The sequence below is a fragment of the Streptomyces sp. NPDC029956 genome, assembly GCF_055574655.1.
The window spans coordinates 149,218-168,431 of record NZ_JBVHZJ010000011.1 but is presented as its reverse complement, the minus strand read 5'-3'; the positions used below and the strand labels follow the sequence as shown (position 1 = coordinate 168,431).

Genomic DNA, 19,214 nt, shown 5'->3' with positions numbered 1-19,214 from the left:
CCGGGGTGCCGGGCCTCCGTACGTGCTCCGAGGGCGACGATCAGGCGTCGAAGACCTCGTTGACCAGCTGCTGCTGCTCGGCCTGGTGGCGCTTGGCCGAACCGACCGCCGGGGAAGAGGAGTGCGGACGCGAGATCCGGCGCAGGCGCTCGCCCGCCGGGATGTCCGCGCCGACCGCCAGGTCCAGGTGGTCGATCAGGTTGAGCGCGATGAACGGCCACGCACCCTGGTTCGCCGGCTCCTCCTGCGCCCAGATGTACTTCGCCGCGTTCGGGTACTTGGCGATCTCGGCCTGGAGCTCGGCACCCGGCAGCGGGTACAGGCGCTCGAGGCGGATGATCGCGGTCTCCGTGTCGCCGCGCTTCTGACGCTCGGCCTCCAGGTCGTAGTAGACCTTGCCGGCGCAGAAGACGACCTTGCGGACGTCGGCCGGGTTCGCCGTCGCGTCACCGATCACCGGGCGGAAGCCGCCGGTGGTGAACTCCTCCACCGTGGACGCCGCGGCCTTCAGGCGCAGCATCGACTTCGGGGTGAAGACGATGAGCGGCTTGTGGTGCGGGTTGTGGACCTGCCAGCGCAGCAGGTGGAAGTAGTTCGACGGCAGCGTCGGCATGGCGACCGTCATGTTGTCCTGGGCGCACATCTGGAGGAAGCGCTCCGGGCGCGCGGACGAGTGGTCCGGGCCCTGGCCCTCGTAGCCGTGCGGCAGGAGCAGCGTGACGCCGGAGGTCTGGCCCCACTTCTGCTCGGCCGAGGAGATGAACTCGTCGACGACGGTCTGCGCGCCGTTGACGAAGTCACCGAACTGGGCCTCCCAGATGACGAGGGCGTCCGGGCGCTCCAGCGAGTAGCCGTACTCGAAGCCCATCGCCGCGTACTCGCTGAGCAGCGAGTCGTAGACGTTGTAGTGGGCCTGCTCCTCGGTCAGGTAGAGCAGCGGGGTGTAGTCCTCGCCGGTCTCCTGGTCCACCAGGACCGCGTGGCGCTGGCCGAAGGTGCCGCGGCGGGAGTCCTGGCCCGACAGGCGGACCGGGGTGCCCTCCATCAGCAGGGAGCCGATGGCGAGGGTCTCGCCGAAGCCCCAGTCGATGGTGCCGTCGTCGATGGAGGCGGCACGGCGCTGCATCTGCGGCAGCAGACGCGAGTGGACCGTGATCCGCTCCGGGATGGTGACCTGCGACTCGGCGATCCGCTTCACGACCTCCGCGGAGACCGCGGTGGTGACGCCGACCGGGAACTCGGCCTGGGCGTCCGGGACGTGCACCGAGGACGTGGTGGCGGTGGTGGCCTCGCGGACCTCCGCGAACACCTTCTCCAGCTGGCCCTGGAAGTCCTGGAGCGACTGCTCCGCCTCTTCGAGGGTGATGTCGCCGCGACCGATCAGCGACTCGGTGTACAGCTTGCGCACCGAACGCTTCTTGTCGATCAGGTTGTACATCTGCGGGTTGGTGAACGAGGGGTTGTCGCCCTCGTTGTGACCGCGGCGGCGGTAGCAGATGAGGTCGATCACGACGTCCTTGTTGAACGTCTGGCGGAACTCGAAGGCGAGCCGCGCGACGCGGACCACGGCCTCCGGGTCGTCGCCGTTCACGTGGAAGATCGGCGCCTCGATCATGCGGGCCACGTCGGTCGCGTACATCGAGGAACGCGAGGACTCCGGGGCGGCGGTGAAGCCGACCTGGTTGTTGATGACGATGTGGACCGTGCCGCCGGTGCGGTAGCCGCGCAGCTGCGACATGTTCAGCGTCTCGGCGACGACACCCTGGCCGGCGAAGGCCGCGTCACCGTGCAGGGCGACGGGCAGGACGGTGAAGTCCGTGCCGCCCTTGTTGATGACGTCCTGCTTGGCGCGGACGATGCCTTCCAGGACCGGGTCGACCGCCTCCAGGTGCGAGGGGTTGGCGGCCAGGGAGACCTTGATCTCCTCGCCGTCGAGGCCCGTGAAGGTGCCCTCGGCGCCCAGGTGGTACTTGACGTCGCCGGAGCCGTGCATCGACTTCGGGTCGAGGTTGCCCTCGAACTCGCGGAAGATCTGCGCGTACGACTTGCCGACGATGTTCGCCAGGACGTTCAGCCGGCCGCGGTGGGCCATGCCGATGACGACCTCGTCGAGGCGCGACTCGGCGGCCGAGTCGATGACCGCGTCGAGCAGCGGGATGACGGACTCGCCGCCCTCCAGGGAGAAGCGCTTCTGGCCGACGTACTTCGTCTGCAGGAAGGTCTCGAAGGCCTCCGCGGCGTTCAGCCGGCGCAGGATCCGCAGCTGCTCCTCGCGCTCGACGCGGGAGTGCGGGCGCTCCACGCGGTCCTGGATCCACTTGCGCTGCTTCGGGTCCTGGATGTGCATGAACTCGACGCCGGTGGTGCGGCAGTACGAGTCGCGCAGGACGCCGAGGATGTCGCGGAGCTTCATCATCGACTTGCCGGCGAAGCCGCCGACCGCGAACTCCCGCTCCAGGTCCCACAGGGTGAGGCCGTGCTCGGTGATGTCCAGGTCGGGGTGCTTGCGCTGCTTGTACTCCAGCGGGTCGGTGTCGGCCATGACGTGGCCGCGGACCCGGTAGGAGTGGATGAGCTCGAAGACGCGCGCGGCCTTGGTGACGTCGTCGTCGTGCGAGGCGTCGATGTCCTTGAGCCAGCGGACCGGCTCGTAGGGGATGCGCAGGGCCTTGAAGATGTCGTCGTAGAAGCCCTCCTCGCCGAGGAGGAAGTTGGCGACGACGCGCAGGAACTCGCCGGAGGCGGCGCCCTGGATGACGCGGTGGTCGTACGTCGAGGTCAGGGTCATGACCTTCGAGATGCCCAGCTTGTTCAGGGTGTCCTGGGAGGTGCCCTGGAACTCGGCCGGGTAGTCCATCGAGCCGACGCCCATGATGACCGACTGTCCGGGCATCAGACGCGGGACGGAGTGGACGGTGCCGAGGCCGCCGGGGTTGGTCAGGGAGACCGTGACGCCGGTGAAGTCCTCCATCGTCAGCTTGCCCACGCGGGCCCGCTTGACGATGTCCTCGTACGCCTGCCAGAACTCGAAGAAGTTGAGCGTCTCGGCCTTCTTGATGCCCGCGACGACGAGCTGGCGGTCGCCGTTGGGCTTCACCAGGTCGATCGCGAGACCGAAGTTCACGTGCTCCGGCTTGACCAGGGTCGGCTTGCCGTCCTTCTCCGCGAAGGAGTAGTTCATCGACGGCATGGCCTTGATCGCCTGCACCATCGCGTAGCCGATCAGGTGCGTGAAGGAGATCTTCCCGCCCCGGGCGCGCTTCAGGTGGTTGTTGATCACGATCCGGTTGTCGAAGAGCAGCTTCACCGGGACGGCGCGGACGGACGTGGCCGTCGGCACATCGAGGGAGGCGTTCATGTTCTTCGCGACCGCGGCGGCGGGACCGCGCAGCGTGACCAGCTCGGGGCCGGCGGGGGCCTCGGCCGGCTTGGCGGCGGCCGGAGCGGCCTTGGCCGGGGCAGGCGCGGCGGCCGGCTTCGCGGCGACCGGCGCGGCAGGGGCCGCGGCGGCCTTCACGGGCGCCGGAGCGGCCGCGGGGGCCGGAGCCGCGACCGGAGCGGGCGCGGGAGCCGGAACGGCCGCAGGAGCGGCAGGCGCGGCCTGTGCGGGGCCCGCCTGCTGCGCCGCAGGGGCGCTCGGCGTGGTGGAAGCCGGGGCGGTCGGGGTCTCCGACGCTCCGGGCTTGTAGTCGGCGAAGAAGTCCCACCAGGCACGATCGACCGAATTCGGGTCCTGGAGGTACTGCTGGTAGATCTCGTCGACGAGCCACTCATTGGCACCGAAGGCGGCTGCGGGGCTCTTGCCCTGCCCGTCCTGGTCGGTCGGGGAGCTCGGGGTACTGGGGGACTGAGACGACACGGCGGCAACCGCCCTCTTCCGCTTCACAAGGTGATGGACAGCGGAAATAAAGGCTACGCCTGTCCGGCCGAGAGGTGCAGGCGGGGAGCGCCAACGTCGCGCAAGTCACACTTGACGGGGTGTTTCGGGGCGGTGAATGGCGGGAAACAAGCGTGGTTCCGCATGTGTGAGGGTACGGGGAAGCGCAGGCACGGCCCTCTTCGACCGTACCTCTGACCGCCCCCCGCTCACCTGCACGGAGGTCTCCCTCACGTACACGGAGAACGAGCTCTTCCGGTTCGAACCCTACGTCAATCTCTTGGCGGGAGGCTGCCCGGAAGAGTGACCCTGATGCGGCAGCCGCGTGAGGATTCGGCCACTCCGATCCCGCCGCCGTGCAGATCCACCGCCCAGCGGGCGATCGCGAGGCCGAGTCCCGTGCCGCCGTCGCTCCCGGGGCCCTGCCGGTGCGGCGCCGTGCCCCGGTTGAACCGCTCGAAGACCTTGTGCCGCTCCGACTCCGGGATGCCGGGACCCTCGTCCTCGACCTCCAGCTCCAGGGAGTCCGGGTACGGGCCGCGCCGGGCCCGGACCGTGACGCGGCCGTGCGGCGGCGAGTGCTTCACCGCGTTGTCGATCAGGTTCGCCATCACCTGGTGCAGCCGCTCCGCGTCCGCGTGCGCCACCAGCTCGGGCGGTGACACGTCCAGATGCAGATGCACGTCCGTGCGGTTGTGCAGGCCCGAGGTGGACGAGAGGCCGCGCTGCGAGGCGGCCAGGTTCGCTTCCCGCAGAACCCCGGACAAATACGGCCAGACCTCGAAACGGCTCGCCCTCAGCGCCACGACACCGTTGTCAAGACGTGACAGGTCGAGCAGCGTCTCCACCAGCCGGCCCAGCCGCTCGGTCTGCTTCAGCGCCGACCGCATCGTCTCCGGATCCGCCTCGGACACCCCGTCCACGACGTTCTCCAGTACGGCCCTGAGTGCGGCGATCGGGGTCCGCAGCTCGTGCGACACATTGGCGACCAGCTCCTTGCGGTGCCGGTCCACCGCCTCCAGGTCGTCCGCCATGCGGTTGATCGTCGACGCCAGGTCGCCCAGCTCGTCGCGCCGGTCCGCACCCCGCACCCGCCGGGTGAAGTCCCCGCGGGAGATCGTCCCGGCCACCGTGGTCATCTCGTCCAGCGGCGCCGTCAGGGACTGCGCCACGAACTGGGTGATCAACAGGGTCGCGATCATCGCGAAGATCGTGATGTACCGGAACTCCGTGGACGTGCGGATCGCCACCAGCGCCAGCCCGGAGGTCAGCAGGACCGCCCCGACGACCAGCGTGCCCAGCTTGGTCTTGATCGAGATCGCGATCCGGCGCGGCCGGCGCACCCCGCCGTCCGGCCCTCGCAGCTCGCCCGGCCGCCCCGGCGTCCGCCGGCTCACAGCGCCGGGGTCTCCAGCGCGTAACCGACGCCATGGACCGTGCGGATCCGCTCGGCCCCGATCTTCCGGCGCAGCGCCTTGATGTGGCTGTCCACGGTCCGGGTGCCCGAGGCGTCCGCCCAGTCCCACACCTCCGCGAGCAGCTGCTCGCGGGAGAGGACCGCCCGCGGTGTGCTCGCCAGGCAGACCAGCAGGTCGAACTCGGTCGGGGTCAGGTGTACGTCCTCGGACCGCACCCGGACCCGGCGCTGCGCGTGGTCGATCTCCAGCTCGCCGAGGCGAAGGATGCCGCTGCGCGGGGTCACGGCCGCCAGCGCGGCCCGTTCCACCCGGCGGAGCAGGACGTGCACCCGGGCGGCCAGCTCCCGCATCGAGAACGGCTTGGTCATGTAGTCGTCGGCGCCCACGCCGAGGCCGACCAGCATGTCGGTCTCGTCGTCGCGGGCGGTCAGCATGAGGACCGGGACGGGGCGCTGGGCCTGGACCCGGCGGCACACCTCCAGGCCGTCGAATCCGGGCAGCATCACGTCGAGGACCATCAGGTCCGGCTGCCATGCCTCGGCCGCGTCGACGGCCGCGGGGCCGTCGGTCGCGGTCTGGACGAGAAAGCCCTCGGCGCGCAGCCGAGCGGAGATCGCCTCCACGATCGTGGCGTCGTCCTCGACCACGAGCACCCGGCGCTGGGCACCCGGAGTGGCCGCCGCACCGTGGTGAGTGGTGTGTGTCTGCTCCATTGCCCCGCCTCGCGTCGCCGATGTCGGCTCTGCAGCCTAGAGGTACCGGCGGCGTCCCGGCTATCCAGGACTTACTCGGGACGGATGCCGAGGTGGACCACGTCGGGGACGCCCCGGGCAACGGGGATCTCTTCCGTCCGTACCCCGCTGAATCCGGCATTCCGCAAGGACCCTTCGAAATCGTCGGAGGGCCTGGCGGACCAGACGGCGAGTACTCCGCCGGGGTTCAGGCGGGCCGCGCAGGCCGCCAAACCCTCTGCCCCGTAAAGGGATTCGTTGTCCTCGGTGACCGTCCAGTCGGGCCCGTTGTCGACGTCCAGGCAGAGCGCGTCGAAGGTGTCGGGGGAGGTCCGGAGATAGTCCATCAGGTCCGTGTGCAGGATCACGGTCCGGGAATCGGCCAGGGCGGCCCCCGAGATCGAGGCGAGAGGACCCTGGCGGTGCCAGTCGATGATCGCCTCCTCCCGCTCGACGACCGCGATCCGCCCCCAGCGGGGGTCGGCGGCGGCATGGGCGAGCGAGAAGCCGACACCGAGACCGCCGACGAGGACGGACGCGCCGGTACGGGACCGCTCGGGAAGCGCGGCCTGCGCCGCGTCGATCAGGAGCCGCTCGGAGCGCCCGTCGGAGGTGTCCATCAGGAAGGTGCCGTTGGCGATGATCTCGTAGTGCTCGTCGCGACGGCGGAGCGCGACCTCTCCGTACGGTCCTTCGCGGCGGTCGAGGGTGACGGTTCCTGTCATGGTCGGTCGCTCCGCTCTCGGCTCGGCAGTGGGTCCCCGGCCATCCTGGCCGTACGACGGCACGGGGACAAACTCCTTCCGGAAAACACGAGAAGGGATCGGACGGCCGTGCGAGAGGCCTATGCCCCGCCGCCCCGGACGGTGACGGTCCCGTCCTCGACGTACCGCGCGAGGTTGAGCACCGGGGACTTGTGCCGCTCCCGGAGGCCCACCCCCCACCGGGTCGTCCGCGTGCCCGCGTGCCTCGTCAGACCGGGTTCCACCCCGAGCTTGAAGCCGCCCGGAAGCGGCTTGCCCTCGCGGTGCGGCAGGAAGTCGAGCGGGCTCTCGCCGTCGACGGCGTACACGACGCGGTCGGCGAGGACCGCCACCGGGTACTGGCCGGTGAACGCCGCGTGCCGCACGATCCTCCGGTGCAGGCCGATCCGCGCGCGGGAGACGATCGCCGCGAGGAGGTCGGGGCGTCGCAGCGCCTCCAGACCGCCCCTCGCCGTCGCCTCGATCGAGGCGAGGAGGGCCGCCCGCTCCGGAGCGCGGCTCCGTCGGCCGCGCATCGCCGCCAGGAAGTCCTCGGGCGGCAGACCCCGGTCCACGCCGAGTTCGGCCATCGTGGCGAGATAGGCGTCACGGAGCCGGTCGTGCCAGGCGTCCAGACCGCGGCCGTTCTCGTGCCGGACATACGCGGCCGTCGGCGCGACGTCGTAGCCGAGCTCCATCGCGTACGCGACGGTCGGCGTCGCGTACCAGGCAGGGCCCGCCGGGCGCCGGCCGCTCGGCGTGAACGGGTTCGGCAGCCGGTCGGCCTCCAGCCGCACCCAGGCGGCCCTCGCGATCCTCACCCGCGACAGGTCGACATGGGAGAGGTCGACCAACCAGGAGCCGGGCAGCCTCGGGTCGAACACCGGCCGCTCCACGTACGTCGGCGCGCCCAGACCGACGACCAGGCCCCCGGCACCCGCGACGAGCGCCAGGTTCACTTCGAGGCCGATCAGATGCCGCCGGGTGCGCTCGGCGTCCGTCAACGGCCGCGCCCAGTCGTGGGCCTCCTCGAACAGCCGCTCCGCCGGGCCGCGGACATGTGGTCGCGCCGGCTCCGCGAGTACGGGGTGCCCGTCGGGGGCCTCGCACGGCGCAGGCGCCGGCGGCTCCGCTCCCGGCGAGCCGGGTGGGTGCGGCGCGGTCAGCAGCGCCAGGCCGGTGGCGGCGGCGGAACCGCGCGGGACCGCCACCCGGAACGCGTACGAGCCGAGGAGCCGGGCGAGCGCCGCCGGTGCGAGCTGCCCGGCGTCGCCCCAGTCACGAGGGTCGAGCGCCTGCCAGGACGGGAGGCACAGCTGTACGCGACGCCCGTCCGCGCCCCGCTCCGGGTGGTGGAGCCGCGCCCAGGGGCCGAACCCGTCCTCCGGGATCCGCCACCGCCGCCGTGTCAGCTGTCTGACGGCCTTGTGGCTCTCCGGGATCCGCCCGGCGAGGAGCCGGCGCCCGGTGAGCGCGGCGGGCAGGCCGTAGCGCTCCAGCGCCGCGCCGGTGAGCACGACCAGCACGTCGGCGTCCTGCCCGGGGCCGGCGCCCTCCGGCAGTCCTGGGTCCGGCTGTCCGAGCCCGGCCTCCGTGAGCGCCCACTCGGCGAGGGACGGCAGCGAGGTGGCCGGTACGTCCAGGACCGTTCCGTCGTGGCAGTGCGCGAGGACCCGGCCGTCGTCCGTGACGTCGACGACGGCGAGCGGGCCGTTGGGGAAGCGCGGGTCGGCGGCGGTGCCGGACGGGGCTCGGACGCGCGCGGGAGCGGCCTTCGGCGACGCGGGAGGACGGAGTGGAGGCGCAGTGGTCGACGCGGCGGGGGCGGTGATGCCGGGGCCGACCTCCTGGGCCGACGCCAGGGCCCGCGCCGGTCCCGACGCCAGGGCCCGCGCCGGTCCTGGTGCGGGGGCCCGCGCCGGTCCCGGTGTTGGGGTCCGCGTCAGGACCGGTGCCGGGGGCTGCTCCGGTCCCGGCCTCGGAGTCTGCGTCAGGACCGGTGTCGGGACCGGTGTCGGGGTTCCGGCCGGTGCCCGGCGTTCCGGCGGTCCGTGTCCGGTGGTCACGGCGGCGGGGTAGAGCGTCGCGAGCCCGTCGAGCAGGCGGGCGTACGCGTTGCGCTCCGGCGGCCGCGGCTCGGTCCGGCCGGACTCCCATGCGCTGACGGTCGCCCGGCGCACCCTCAGTGCCGTCGCGACCTCGTCGACCGTCAGCCCGTGGGCCCTGCGCAGCCGTCTGCGCTCCTCGGGCGGCGGCAGGACGGCGCGGGACGCGAGCAACGCGTCGACGGCGTCGAACAACTCGGACATGCGACACCTCCGGCCTGGTGCCTGCCACGCTAACTCATCGACCGTACGCGAGAAGGCGGTTGAGCGTACATATCGCGTACACAGCGCGTCCCCCGTCTCTCAACAGCACTGATTGCACTGGTGGTTGAGGTGCGGTCGGGGTCAACAAACCGCGTACGTGGTTTCATTCAAGAACGGATGGCCACACGGTCGACGGGTTCGGCGCACCACGGGACGTTCACCTTGAAGGAGAGTGCGTGATGCGGTTCAACCTCATCGGACCGTTCCAGATCGTCGCCGACAGCGGTGCGGTCCTCCCGGTGGGGACGCCGAAGGTCTCCCGGACCCTGGCCGTCCTCCTCGTCCACGCCGGCGAACTCGTCACGCCGGACACCCTCATCCGGGAACTGTGGCGGCACGAACCGCCGCGCTCGGCGCTCAACACCGTGCAGACCTATGTGCATCACGCGCGCAGACTCCTCGCGGAGGAGGGTCGACCCGACACCGGGCACGCCCTGCTGGCCACGCGTCCCGGTGGGTACACGCTGCACGTGGACGACTCCGCGATCGACATCAGGATCTTCGAGCGGCTCGTCGCCCGAGGGGAGGGCGAGCTCCGCGCGGGCCGGTACGAGGCCGCCGCCGACGCCCTCGGCGAGGCGCTCGGCCTGTGGCGCGGGCCCATGCTCTCCGACCTGCCGACGGGCGACGTCCTCGTCGGCCGGATCGTCCATGCGGAGGAACTGCGGATCAGAGCACTGGAGTCGAGGATCGAGGCCCTGCGGTCGCTCGGGCGGCTGCGTGAACTCGTACCCGAACTGCGGGCGCTCGTGCACGCCTACCCGCTCCACGAGTGGTTCCACGGCCAGCTGATCGCCGCTCTGCACCAGGCGGGGCGGCGTGCCGATGCCCTGGATGCCTACCGGAAGGTCCGGCGCATCCTGCGGGACGAGCTCGGGCTCGAACCGTCCCCCGACATCCAGTCCCTGCACGAGCGGGTGCTGAGCCCGACGGTGTGAACCCCGCCCCGCTCAGCCGGCCGGGCGGCCGGAGCCGGCCTCACCGTTCTCGGCACGCCAGTCGGGCATGTCGGCGTGCAGTTCGGCGGCCCGCTCGGCCGAGACCTCGAGCCAGGGCAGGATGTCGGGGTCCGCGACGGCCGGCAGGACGAGCCGGAGGAGCGAGGCGATCTCGCCCGGCAGGTCGTAGTCTCCGGGGAGACCCTCGGTGACCACCCGGACGCCGGTCCAGCTGCACACCAGCATGCGGGCGGTCTCCGCCTCGTCGACCTCGGGGCGGACCTCCCCCCGTTCCTTGGCCTCCTGGAGGACCTCGGTGATCAGCTCGGTCCAGTCGGGCCAACGGGTGCCGAACCGGCGGCGGGACTGCAGGTCGACCGCCATGCGGAGGGCCGCGCTCAGGAGGGGCTCGCGGGGCAGCCGGTAGGCCAGCAGGAGCAGGATGTCGATCAGTTCCTGCAGTTTGACGGCCTGGGGGCGGACGCCCTCGGTGGTCACGGCGGCGGCCAGGACACCGCGCGCCAGATCGCCCTTGGACGCGAAGTGGAAGTAGAGCGCACCCTTCGTCACCTCGGCCCGCTCCAGGATCTCGGCGATGGTCGTGGCCTCGTAACCGCGCTCGTCGAAGATCCGGGCCGCGGCCTCCAGGATGATCCTCCGTGTCCGGATCGCCCGCTCCTGCTGCGCCACAGTCACCCCTGGTACGTGTGATCCCGCTGTCGGATGAAACGACAGGCCGGGCGGAATGCTAGTCGGTCCTCGCCGTCCAGATGCGGCTGCTGAGGTCCGAGCCGCGGAGCACCTGCACCCGCCACGGGTCTATGCGCAGGACGTGGTACCCGGGGTCCGCCGGACCGCCGGGCCAGAATCCGGCCGGGTCGTACCCGACGCCCGCGGGACTTCCCTCGCGGTAGAGGTCCCACGCGTACTCCCTGCTCTCCCGGTCCTCCGCCCAGGTCGAGACGCTGTCGACGAACACGGCGTTCTGGCGGGGGTTCCAGTACGAGTAGGTGGTGTGCGGGTTGTCGGCCAGATGCGCCACCTTGACGGGCGTCTTGTAGGCGGCGAGCCAGCCGACCGGCCTTCCGTCGACCACTTCCCAGACGGGCAGCAGCACGCGGGCCCGCGGGCGCGATCTTCTGTCCACCGTGATCATGGTGCAGTAGACGATGTCCTGGACATAGGCAGTGAATGCCTCTTCGATTTCGGAGAAGGATTCCACGCGGGTGGCCATTTCGATTCCTCTCGGCGTCGGACGGTCGATGGAAGGAACTACCTCGACGCCTCGACGCGCTCGGCCGGCACGGGAACGTCCGCGGGTGCGGTTCCGGCGTCGTCGGCCGCCCCCGACCGGCTCCGGAGGCCGAAGGCGCTGATGGCGGCCGCGACCAGGGCGGCGACCAGCGGCACGACCAGGGCGGCGCGGTAGCCGTCGAGGAGCGCCGTCGGCGAGGTGCCGTCCGTGGCCGCGATGTTCACCGCGGCGACGGTGGACAGGCCCAGCGCGGCGCCGAACTGGAAGGACGTGTAGAGCAGACCGCCGGCGACGCCCTGCTCCTCCTCCGCGATGCCGTCGGTGGCGACGATGGTCAGCGGCCCGTAGGCCAGGGAGAAGGCCAGCCCCAGGACGATCAGGCTCGGGAACATCGCCGGATACGTCCAGTCGGCGCCGACCGGCAGGAACAGCGCGTACGACAGGGCGGCGAGCAGCAGACCGCCGAAGATCACCCGGGCGTTGCCGAACCTGGCCACGAGCCGGGGAGTGAGGGTGGGGGAGAGGACCGCGTCCACACCGATGACGATGAGCGCGAAACTGGTCTGCAGGGTCGACCAGCCGCGCAGCTCCTGCAGGTAGAGCACCGCGATGAACTGGAAGCCGAAGAAGCCCGCGGCGAAGAGCAGCCCCGCCAGGTTGGCGCGGACCAGCGAACCGTTGCGGAAGATGCCCAGGCGCACCAGCGGCGAGGACGACCTGCGTTCGACGGCGACGAAGACCAGGAACAGCACCAGGCTCGCCGCGACGGTGCCGATCGTCGAGGCCGCGGAGGCGTGCGCGGCGCGCTCGACGCCGAAGACGAGGAGCAGGATGCCGCCGGTGACGCTGACCGAGCCCGCCAGGTCGACGCCCTGGCCCGTGCGGTCCGGACGCGGCGACTTCGGGATGAGGACGACCGCCGCGATCAGGATGAGAAGGCTCAGGATCACCGGCGCGAAGAACACCCAGCGCCAGTCGACGGCGGCCAGCAGACCACCCACGACGAGGCCGATCGAGAAGCCGCCGGCCGCGGTGCCGGAGTAGACCAGCAGGGCCTTGTTGCGCTGGGGACCCTCGTCGAAGCTCGTGGTGATGATGGACAGACCCGCCGGAGTCATGAACGCGGCGGCGACACCGGTCACGAAGCGGGCGACGATCAGCATCCAGCCCTCGGTGGCGAACCCGCCGAGGCCCGAGAAGAGCAGGAAGACCACGAGCCAGAGGACGAACATCCGGCGGCGCCCGAAGAGGTCGGCGGCCCGGCCGCCCAGCAGCATGAACCCGCCGTAGCCGAGCACGTAGGCGCTCATCACCCACTGGAGCATGCCGGTCGACATGTCCAGGTCCTCGCGGATCGACGGCAGGGCCACGTTGAGCATGGCCACGTCGATGCCCTCGAGGAAGATCGCGCCGCACAGCACGAACAGCACGCCCCAGGCGCGTCCGCTCATGCGGTCCGCGGTGCCGCTCGACGGGGAATTCGGAATGGACACAGAATTGCTCCTTGTGCGCGAAGGAAGGGTCGTGGGGAATCGGCCGCATTCTTGCGGCAGGCGCGTGGCATTCCCTTGAAGTCCGCGTGAGAAGCCGGCCCGGCAGGGGGGCGACACAAGGAGAGAGCCGTGCCGCGGGATTCCCACTCGGTGATGTGGAAATCCTGCGGCACGGCGGAGATTCGGGGAAGAAGGCACTTCGAAGTCACCCGGTCACCTCACGGGTACCGACCTCACGGCGTACCGACCTCACGGCACGAGGTCGGGGTTCTTCAGGACTCGCCCGTCACCTGCCGCGAGGGATGCTCAGGACCCGCCCGCCCCCGCGGCGGGGATGCTCAGGACTCGCCCGTCACGCGTCGCGCGCCGCGCCACGCGTAGAGGGCCGTGCCCGCCACGAGCGTGCCGACCGCCACCGTCCACGCCCCCGCCTGGGTGCCCGGCTGCATCACCCAGGCCCACCACTGCGCACCGCCGCCCGGGGCGGACGGGGCCGCGAGATAGACCGTGCCCACGAGGAAGGCCGGCGGCAGCCAGCTCAGCCGGCCGCCGACGACGGCGGCCGAGGCCGCCGTCACCCCCACGAGACCGAGGGTGTTGCGTACGGCGGCGAGCGCGCCGAACTCCTCCGCGTGCCCCGGCACCGCCAGGGCGAGCAGTGCGACGGCGAGGACGGCAGGGGCGAGCACATGGGCGAGACGACGGGGCCACCACGCGCGTACCGCCGTACGGTCCAGCTCGTCGCTCGGCGTGTGGAGACTGGTGCCGATCGCGGCGGCCGCGAGCAGCGGGCCGAAGACGACGACCGGCAGCCGGGCCGTGTGGTCGAAGTCGGGCAGTGACTCCAGCCACCAGGCCGCCCAGGCGGCCACCGCCGACGTTCCGGCGAGGACGGCCACGGCGCCGGGCAGGGCGCGGGAGCGGAGGTAGAGCAGGGCGGAAGGCCTCACGGGACCGGCACCTCGTCGGGGCGGCACGTGTTCGCCGCCAGATAGCGGGCGAGGTAATCGCGCTGGGCGGCCGGGGACTTGGCGCGAAGCCGGTCGATGTACGGCTGGGCGGCGGTCGGATCGGGGCCGTGGTCGGCGGGTGTCGGCGCCAGCCACTCGACGACGGCGAGGTTGATGATGCTCGCCCGCTCCGCGTTCGAACCGGTGAGGTCACCCGGCCGGCAGGTGTCCGAGAACAGCCACGTCACCGCCGAGTTCAGATACAGGTCCGGGCGCGGGAGCCGGCCGCGCACCGCGTCCGCCGCCGCGTCGGGGAGTTCGACGTCCCCGGGGCGAGGAGGTCCGAACGGGCCGGCCACCCAGCGGACGGGGGCGCCGGGCAGTCCCTTCAGACGGGCGTTGAGCGGGGCGAGCGCCGCAGACACGTCCGGCAGCAGACGTTCGTCCACGGCCGTGAGGCAGGTCTGCGGCGTCCCGTCGTCGCAGAGCGGACGGGTCAGGGCCGGGTCCGGGCGCCACGGGCCCTCGTCCTGGGGGAGGCGCAGGATCGGACCGGCGGCGGCGACCGCCACGGCCAGCGGGACCAGGGCGAGCGGCCGCAGCCGGGCGGGGCGCAGCCCGTACGCCAGGAGCGCGGTGAGCGCGAGCCCCGCCGTCCACGCCATCGACACGGGGCCGTACCACCACACCGGCCGGTCCCAGAAGAACTGGTGCTCGGCGGCGGGGCTGAGCCACCGGGCGGGGCCTTCGCTGTACGAGCCCAACCCCAGCGCCACGTACCCGACGATGCCCAGGAGGGGGGCCGTCAGCCGCCAGCGGACCGTACGTCCCACGACATGGCCGAAGGCGCCCAGGGCGGCGACGGCGACCGCGTCGGCGACGACGAGTTCGAGGAAGGGGCGGCCGCCGGAGGCGTACGGCCAGGTCGCGAGGAGGCAGACGGCAGCGGCGAGGAGTGCGCCGGCGGCCGGCCAGAGCGCGGACGGGGCGACGGCGACGAACAGGCGGTGGAGCGGCGGGCGGGGCGCGGACTCCCAGAGGTCCACCGTCCCGCGCCGCCGGTCCCGGCCGCCCTGCCAGCAGCCCGCCGCGAGGGCGAGCGGTCCGGCGAGCAGCCCGGTGGACACGTGCAGCATGTTCGTGGCGTCGGCCCAACGGCCCTGCCAGCCGGGACTCTTGCCGTACATCGTGACGAGCACGGTGAGCAGGACGGCGACGCCGGTCCAGGGGCCGAGCCCGCGACGCAACTCGATGAGGACGGGCCTCGGGGCGCGGATGGTCCGGCGGGCGGCACGGGGCGGGGGAGGGGTGAGGGTGGTGGTCACCGGAGTGCTCCGTCCGTGGAGTCCGAGGGCGTCCGGTGGGCGCGCAGGGCGACCGTGTAGCCGCGCTCGACGGCATGCGTCGTGGAGTCGTTCCCGTCGGTCGACTCCCCTCCGAGTGCGGTGAGTTCGGCCGTCGAACCCTGGAAGGCGAGGCGGCCCGACTCGATGAGGGCGACGTCGGTGCAGGCCGCGGCCACGTCCTCCACCAGGTGCGTGGAGACCACCACCGTCGCCTCTCGGCCCAGCTCCCGCAGCAGCGCCCGGAAGTCGACCCGCTGCTCCGGGTCGAGGCCCGCGGTCGGCTCGTCGAGCAGCAGCAACTCCGGTTCGTTCACGATGGCCTGGGCGATTCCGGCGCGCCGGACCATGCCGCCCGACAGCGCCTTCATCCGCGCGTCGATCCGGTCGCCGAGCCCGACCCGTGCCACCGCGTGCTCCACGGCCGCCGGCACGCGTTCGGCCGGCACCTCCTTGAGCCAGGCGACGTAGGCCACGAACTCCCGCACGGTGAAGGCCGGGTAGTAGCCGAAGTCCTGAGGCAGATAGCCGAGCCGGCGCCGGATGCCGGTGCGTTCGCGGTGGCTGGTCGCGTCTGCGCCGAGCAGCTCCACCCGGCCGGAGGAGGGGGCGGCGACGGTCGCGAGGACCCGGATGAGGGAGGTCTTGCCGGCGCCGTTCGGGCCGAGCAGACCGTGGACGCCGGGGCCGAGGGACAGGTCGAGCCGGTCGAGGGCGAGGGTACGGCGGTGGCGGACGGTCAGTCCGCTCACCGCGACGGCGGTCGAGACGTTCACCGGGACTCCAGGTGGTCGAAGGAACGGCGCCGCAGCGCGAGGAGGGCGGCGCAGGCCAGCGCGGCCGCGGCCCATCCCCCCTGGGCGGCGGGGCCGGAGAGGTACGGGGCGAGCGCCGTGGTCGAAGCGGCCGTGTCCACGGGGCCGAGCAGGGGGCCCGTGACGGCGAGCAGCCATCCGCCGCCGAGCGTCGCGGCGGCTGCCCGGCAGCCGACGAACGAGCCGAGCGCGAGCGTCGCCAGGGTCAGCGCCAGGCCGGGGAGCAACCAGGCCGCGGCCCCCGGGAATCCGGCCACCGGCGGCAGCAGCGCACCGCCCGCGGTCAGCAGCGGTACGCAGACGGCGAGGACGGCGGCGGTACGGGTGAGCAGCAGCCGCAGCCCGCCGGACGGGGTGGCGGCGGTGATCTCGTACAGCGGGTCGGCGTGACGTCCGTACGAGACGGCGACGCCGGCGAGCGGGAGGACGGGCGAGAGGGCGAGCAGCAGACCGCGTGCCCCCTGGACCCCGGCTCCGTAGGCGAGCCCGAAGGCCCCGCCGACGACCAGCATCACGGCCACCACCCAGGACCCGCGGAGGGCGGGCCCCACGGCCCACCAGAGCCGGGCCCACCGGCCGAGGGGGGTGGGGGCGTACGAGGCGGGTGCGGTGGGGGCGGGGGCGTTCCCGCCCGAGGCGTGCCCGCCGGGGGCGGGCCGGGGGCGGGCGGAGGCGGCGGGGTCGGGTCGGCGCCCCGGGGCGGCGGCTGATGCGGGTGGGCGCCCGAGGAGGGCGGCGGCGGCGAACCGGCGGCCGGGGGAGGCACCGGGTGCGAACCGGCGGCCGGTGGGCGTACCGGGTGCGGTCCGGCGGCCGGGGGAACCCTGGCGTTCGGTCCGGGCACCCTCCGGCGCCCGACCGGGCCCGAGGGACGCGAGCAGCTCGGCGCGGACGCTCGCGAGGACCGGGCCGGCCGTTCCGGCCCGTACGGCGGCCGAGACGCGGCCCGCGCAGCCCGCACAGGACTCGACGTGCTTCTCCAGCGACCAGGCGTCGGTCTCGGCGGCCGACCCGTCGGCGTACCGGCGCGCGAGGGCGTCGGAGACGTGCCAGGGGAGCCCGGGGCTCCCGGGTCCGTCGGCAGGGGGGCGTCGTGTCGTCATGCGGTGCCTCCCAAGGCGTGCGGACCACCGGAGTGGGCCGCTCCGAGTGCGGCGCGCAGCTCGCGGCGGGCGCGCAGGGCGCGGGTCTTGACCGTGCCCTCGGGTATGCCGAGGAGCCGGGCGGTCTCGCGGGTCGTCAGGCCGTCGACGACGGTCGCCCGCAGGACCTCGGCGAGTTCGGGCGAGATCCGGTCGAGGGCCGCGCCCACCTCCCCGTACTCCAGTCCGGCGAGCACCCGGTCCTCGGCGGAGGACGCGGTGGTGGACGGCCCCGTGGGTGCGGCGGCGTGTTCGACCGCCCGTTCCACGGCGCGTTCCGCGCGGGCCCCGGCCCGCTGCGCGTCCACCAGACGCCGGGCCGCGATCACCCAGATCCAGCCGCCGGCCTCGCCCCGGCCCCGGTGGCCGCCGGCCGAGCGCCACACCGTGACGAAGGTGTCCTGGAGGACCTCCCGCACGGTCTCCTCGTCCGGGCAGCGCCGGGCGAGACGCGCGTGCAGCCAGCCCGCGTGCCGGTCGTACAGCACGGCGAGCGCCTCGGAGTCCCCCCGGGCGACCGCGCGCAGCAGCGCCGAGTCGTCGTCCTCGTCGCCCCCGGAAGGGCCTCCCCCTGCGGGGCGCAACAGTCTCACGCCTTCTCTATCGCGCGCGTGCCCCGGTTCGGTTCTCCAGGCGGGTGCCGGTGCGGGCTCAGGGGTTCGTCGGCGGGCCGCCCTCCGGGAGGGCGGCGAAGACCCGCTGGAGCGCCGCCGGGCGCTCGCCGTCGCCCGAGACGACGAGACGGTGGCGGTACGTCACGTAGTACTGGAAGCCGTCGAAGACCGGGCCGCCCGTAGGCCGCTCCGGGACCCGGGCGTACGCGGGGTCCTCCAGGGCGGCCCGGAGCTCGGCGGCCTCGGCGGGGGTCTGCCGGCCGGTGCGGGGCGCCTTGGTGCCGGAGCGGCTGGTCCAGGAGCCGTCGTAGTGGACGACGAGCGTGTTGCGGACACCGGCGAGGCCGCCGTTGACGACGACCTCGACGAGGACCTCGGCCGGGTGGGGGTCCCCCGGGGAGGTCCCCGGGGTCGCGGGCGGCGACGAGGTGCCGGGGGCGGTCGTGGCGTCCGGGGGTGTCGTGGTCGTCGCCGTGGCGCCCGGCTCGGCCGGTCCGCTCGTCCTCGACGGCGGCCCGCCCGGGGCGGGCGGTGTCTCCGGCCCGCAGCCGCTCGTACCGCCGACCAGGACCCCGACCAGAAGCAGGGTCCCGCACCACGTGCCGCGTACGCCTCTCACCATGGACCGAGCATGCCGGGTGACGGGCGCCGCGCGCAGCCGGATGGTCAGGTCCGGCCCCGGACCGTCGGCCGTTCCCCGCCCCGTCAGCCGCTCCCCGTCCCCGTCACCGCGTCGCCCCCGGTCCTGCCGTCGCCCCCGGCCCCGCCGCCGTCCCGGACGATGCCGGTCAGCGGCCCCCGGTAGCGCCAGTCGAGGGAGTCGTACAGCGCGAGGCCGTCCGTGGTCGCGGCGAGCACCCCGGTCTCGGCGCCGGCCTGGGCGGCGGCCGCCTCCAGGGTGCGCATGACGTTGGCGCCGAGACCGCGCCGCCGGTGCGCGGGGTCCGTCTCGATCTGGTCGGCGACGGCCGTGGAACCGGTCGGGGCGATCTGGCCGCGGGCGGCGAGGGTGCCGTCGGGCGCCAGGACGCGGACCCGGATGACACCGTCCCGGACCTCGGTGGTCCGCGCGTATCCCTCGGGCGGTGCGGGCCGGGCGCCGGGGTCCAGCGGCTTGACCATCATGAAGCCCGGGTCGTCGGGGACCGTCCATCCCTCCGTGATCCACGCGCGCGCGTCCGCGGGCCCCGCCATGATCTTGAGCCAGCTGTACGGGGCGGTGAGCCGGGCGCAGAGTGCGCCGACCGTGGCCGCGTCGGGGGCGGGCAGCACATGCCGTACGACGTGCCGGGGCAGCCCCACGTCGATCCGGTGGCCCCAGGGCTCGTCGACGGCTGCCGGGGTGCCCCGCGAGACGGTCCAGCCCGTCACCCAGGCCGATGTAAGAGCTGCTATATCCATCCAGGCATTACATCGGTCGTAAGTGGGCCGTGCGAGGGTGATCGCTCAGAGCGAACGGACGTCCGGGAACATTCATGGGCTCACATGCATTGAGTCGGCATAGCTCAACTTGACTGCCGAAGGGG

16 protein-coding genes are annotated in these 19,214 nt (G+C 72.9%); 1 reads left to right on the top strand and 15 read right to left on the bottom strand.

The window, feature by feature from the left end; translation table 11 throughout:
• Positions 1-40: 40 nt before the first annotated feature.
• From ACZ4XX_RS11970 to tap, 5 genes are all read right to left on the bottom strand, one after another.
• Positions 41-3,859, bottom strand: a complete 3,819-nt coding sequence (locus ACZ4XX_RS11970) for a multifunctional oxoglutarate decarboxylase/oxoglutarate dehydrogenase thiamine pyrophosphate-binding subunit/dihydrolipoyllysine-residue succinyltransferase subunit (protein WP_468507790.1) — start codon at positions 3,857-3,859, stop codon at positions 41-43.
• A 290-nt stretch (positions 3,860-4,149) separates the two neighbouring features.
• A complete protein-coding gene (locus tag ACZ4XX_RS11965) occupies positions 4,150-5,241 on the bottom strand; it encodes a HAMP domain-containing sensor histidine kinase (RefSeq protein WP_266973760.1) in 1,092 nt (363 codons plus the stop codon).
• 29 nt (positions 5,242-5,270) lie between these two features.
• On the bottom strand, positions 5,271-6,008 hold the full coding sequence (locus ACZ4XX_RS11960; protein ID WP_030207163.1) for a response regulator transcription factor: 738 nt from the start codon (positions 6,006-6,008) through the stop codon (positions 5,271-5,273).
• A 71-nt stretch (positions 6,009-6,079) separates the two neighbouring features.
• On the bottom strand, positions 6,080-6,751 hold the full coding sequence (locus ACZ4XX_RS11955; protein ID WP_468507789.1) for a spermidine synthase family protein: 672 nt from the start codon (positions 6,749-6,751) through the stop codon (positions 6,080-6,082).
• 119 nt (positions 6,752-6,870) lie between these two features.
• On the bottom strand, positions 6,871-9,078 hold the full coding sequence (gene tap, locus ACZ4XX_RS11950) for a telomere-associated protein Tap (RefSeq protein WP_468507788.1): 2,208 nt from the start codon (positions 9,076-9,078) through the stop codon (positions 6,871-6,873).
• A 239-nt stretch (positions 9,079-9,317) separates the two neighbouring features.
• On the opposite strand from tap, the gene ACZ4XX_RS11945 reads away from it, so the two are divergent.
• Positions 9,318-10,076: an AfsR/SARP family transcriptional regulator gene (locus ACZ4XX_RS11945; RefSeq protein WP_468507812.1), complete on the top strand. Its 759-nt coding sequence runs from the start codon at positions 9,318-9,320 to the stop codon at positions 10,074-10,076.
• Positions 10,077-10,088: 12 nt separating this feature from the next.
• Here ACZ4XX_RS11945 and ACZ4XX_RS11940 read toward each other — a convergent pair whose 3' ends face one another.
• The 10 genes from ACZ4XX_RS11940 to ACZ4XX_RS11895 form a co-directional block, all read right to left on the bottom strand.
• A complete protein-coding gene (locus ACZ4XX_RS11940; RefSeq protein WP_468507787.1) occupies positions 10,089-10,772 on the bottom strand; it encodes a ScbR family autoregulator-binding transcription factor in 684 nt (227 codons plus the stop codon).
• A 52-nt stretch (positions 10,773-10,824) separates the two neighbouring features.
• Positions 10,825-11,310, bottom strand: coding sequence for a pyridoxamine 5'-phosphate oxidase family protein (locus ACZ4XX_RS11935; RefSeq protein ID WP_468507786.1), 486 nt, complete (start codon positions 11,308-11,310; stop codon positions 10,825-10,827).
• Between the two features lie 38 nt (positions 11,311-11,348).
• Entirely contained in the window at positions 11,349-12,782 is a 1,434-nt protein-coding gene (locus tag ACZ4XX_RS11930) for an MFS transporter (protein WP_468507811.1), read from the bottom strand.
• Positions 12,783-13,162: 380 nt separating this feature from the next.
• Positions 13,163-13,774 carry a hypothetical protein gene (locus tag ACZ4XX_RS11925; protein ID WP_468507785.1) on the bottom strand — a complete coding sequence of 204 codons (612 nt, stop codon included), beginning with the start codon at positions 13,772-13,774 and terminating at the stop codon, positions 13,163-13,165.
• Positions 13,771-15,099 (bottom strand): hypothetical protein, encoded by a 1,329-nt coding sequence (locus ACZ4XX_RS11920; protein WP_468507784.1) that lies wholly within the window; start codon positions 15,097-15,099, stop codon positions 13,771-13,773. The genes ACZ4XX_RS11925 and ACZ4XX_RS11920 overlap by 4 nt, the downstream gene beginning before the upstream one ends.
• Positions 15,096-15,893, bottom strand: coding sequence for an ABC transporter ATP-binding protein (locus ACZ4XX_RS11915; RefSeq protein WP_468507783.1), 798 nt, complete (start codon positions 15,891-15,893; stop codon positions 15,096-15,098). The genes ACZ4XX_RS11920 and ACZ4XX_RS11915 overlap by 4 nt, the downstream gene beginning before the upstream one ends.
• On the bottom strand, positions 15,890-17,035 hold the full coding sequence (locus ACZ4XX_RS11910) for a DNA polymerase III subunit gamma/tau domain-containing protein (protein ID WP_468507782.1): 1,146 nt from the start codon (positions 17,033-17,035) through the stop codon (positions 15,890-15,892). The genes ACZ4XX_RS11915 and ACZ4XX_RS11910 overlap by 4 nt, the downstream gene beginning before the upstream one ends.
• Positions 17,032-17,667, bottom strand: coding sequence for an RNA polymerase sigma factor (locus ACZ4XX_RS11905; protein WP_468507781.1), 636 nt, complete (start codon positions 17,665-17,667; stop codon positions 17,032-17,034). The genes ACZ4XX_RS11910 and ACZ4XX_RS11905 overlap by 4 nt, the downstream gene beginning before the upstream one ends.
• Before the next feature lie 58 nt (positions 17,668-17,725).
• Positions 17,726-18,310: a hypothetical protein gene (locus tag ACZ4XX_RS11900; RefSeq protein WP_468507780.1), complete on the bottom strand. Its 585-nt coding sequence runs from the start codon at positions 18,308-18,310 to the stop codon at positions 17,726-17,728.
• 83 nt (positions 18,311-18,393) lie between these two features.
• Positions 18,394-19,089 (bottom strand): GNAT family N-acetyltransferase, encoded by a 696-nt coding sequence (locus tag ACZ4XX_RS11895; protein WP_468507779.1) that lies wholly within the window; start codon positions 19,087-19,089, stop codon positions 18,394-18,396.
• Positions 19,090-19,214: the final 125 nt, after the last annotated feature.

What these genes read in the sequence shown, in the direction of transcription:
- ACZ4XX_RS11960 (WP_030207163.1), bottom strand. Translation starts at nt 6,008, where the DNA reads ATGGAGCAGACACACACCACTCACCACGGTGCGGCGGCCACTCCGGGT.
- ACZ4XX_RS11955 (WP_468507789.1), bottom strand. Translation starts at nt 6,751, where the DNA reads ATGACAGGAACCGTCACCCTCGACCGCCGCGAAGGACCGTACGGAGAG.
- tap (WP_468507788.1), bottom strand. Translation starts at nt 9,078, where the DNA reads ATGTCCGAGTTGTTCGACGCCGTCGACGCGTTGCTCGCGTCCCGCGCC.
- ACZ4XX_RS11945 (WP_468507812.1), top strand. Translation starts at nt 9,318, where the DNA reads ATGCGGTTCAACCTCATCGGACCGTTCCAGATCGTCGCCGACAGCGGT.
- ACZ4XX_RS11935 (WP_468507786.1), bottom strand. Translation starts at nt 11,310, where the DNA reads ATGGCCACCCGCGTGGAATCCTTCTCCGAAATCGAAGAGGCATTCACT.
- ACZ4XX_RS11930 (WP_468507811.1), bottom strand. Translation starts at nt 12,782, where the DNA reads ATGAGCGGACGCGCCTGGGGCGTGCTGTTCGTGCTGTGCGGCGCGATC.
- ACZ4XX_RS11910 (WP_468507782.1), bottom strand. Translation starts at nt 17,035, where the DNA reads ATGACGACACGACGCCCCCCTGCCGACGGACCCGGGAGCCCCGGGCTC.
- ACZ4XX_RS11900 (WP_468507780.1), bottom strand. Translation starts at nt 18,310, where the DNA reads ATGGTGAGAGGCGTACGCGGCACGTGGTGCGGGACCCTGCTTCTGGTC.
- ACZ4XX_RS11895 (WP_468507779.1), bottom strand. Translation starts at nt 19,089, where the DNA reads ATGGATATAGCAGCTCTTACATCGGCCTGGGTGACGGGCTGGACCGTC.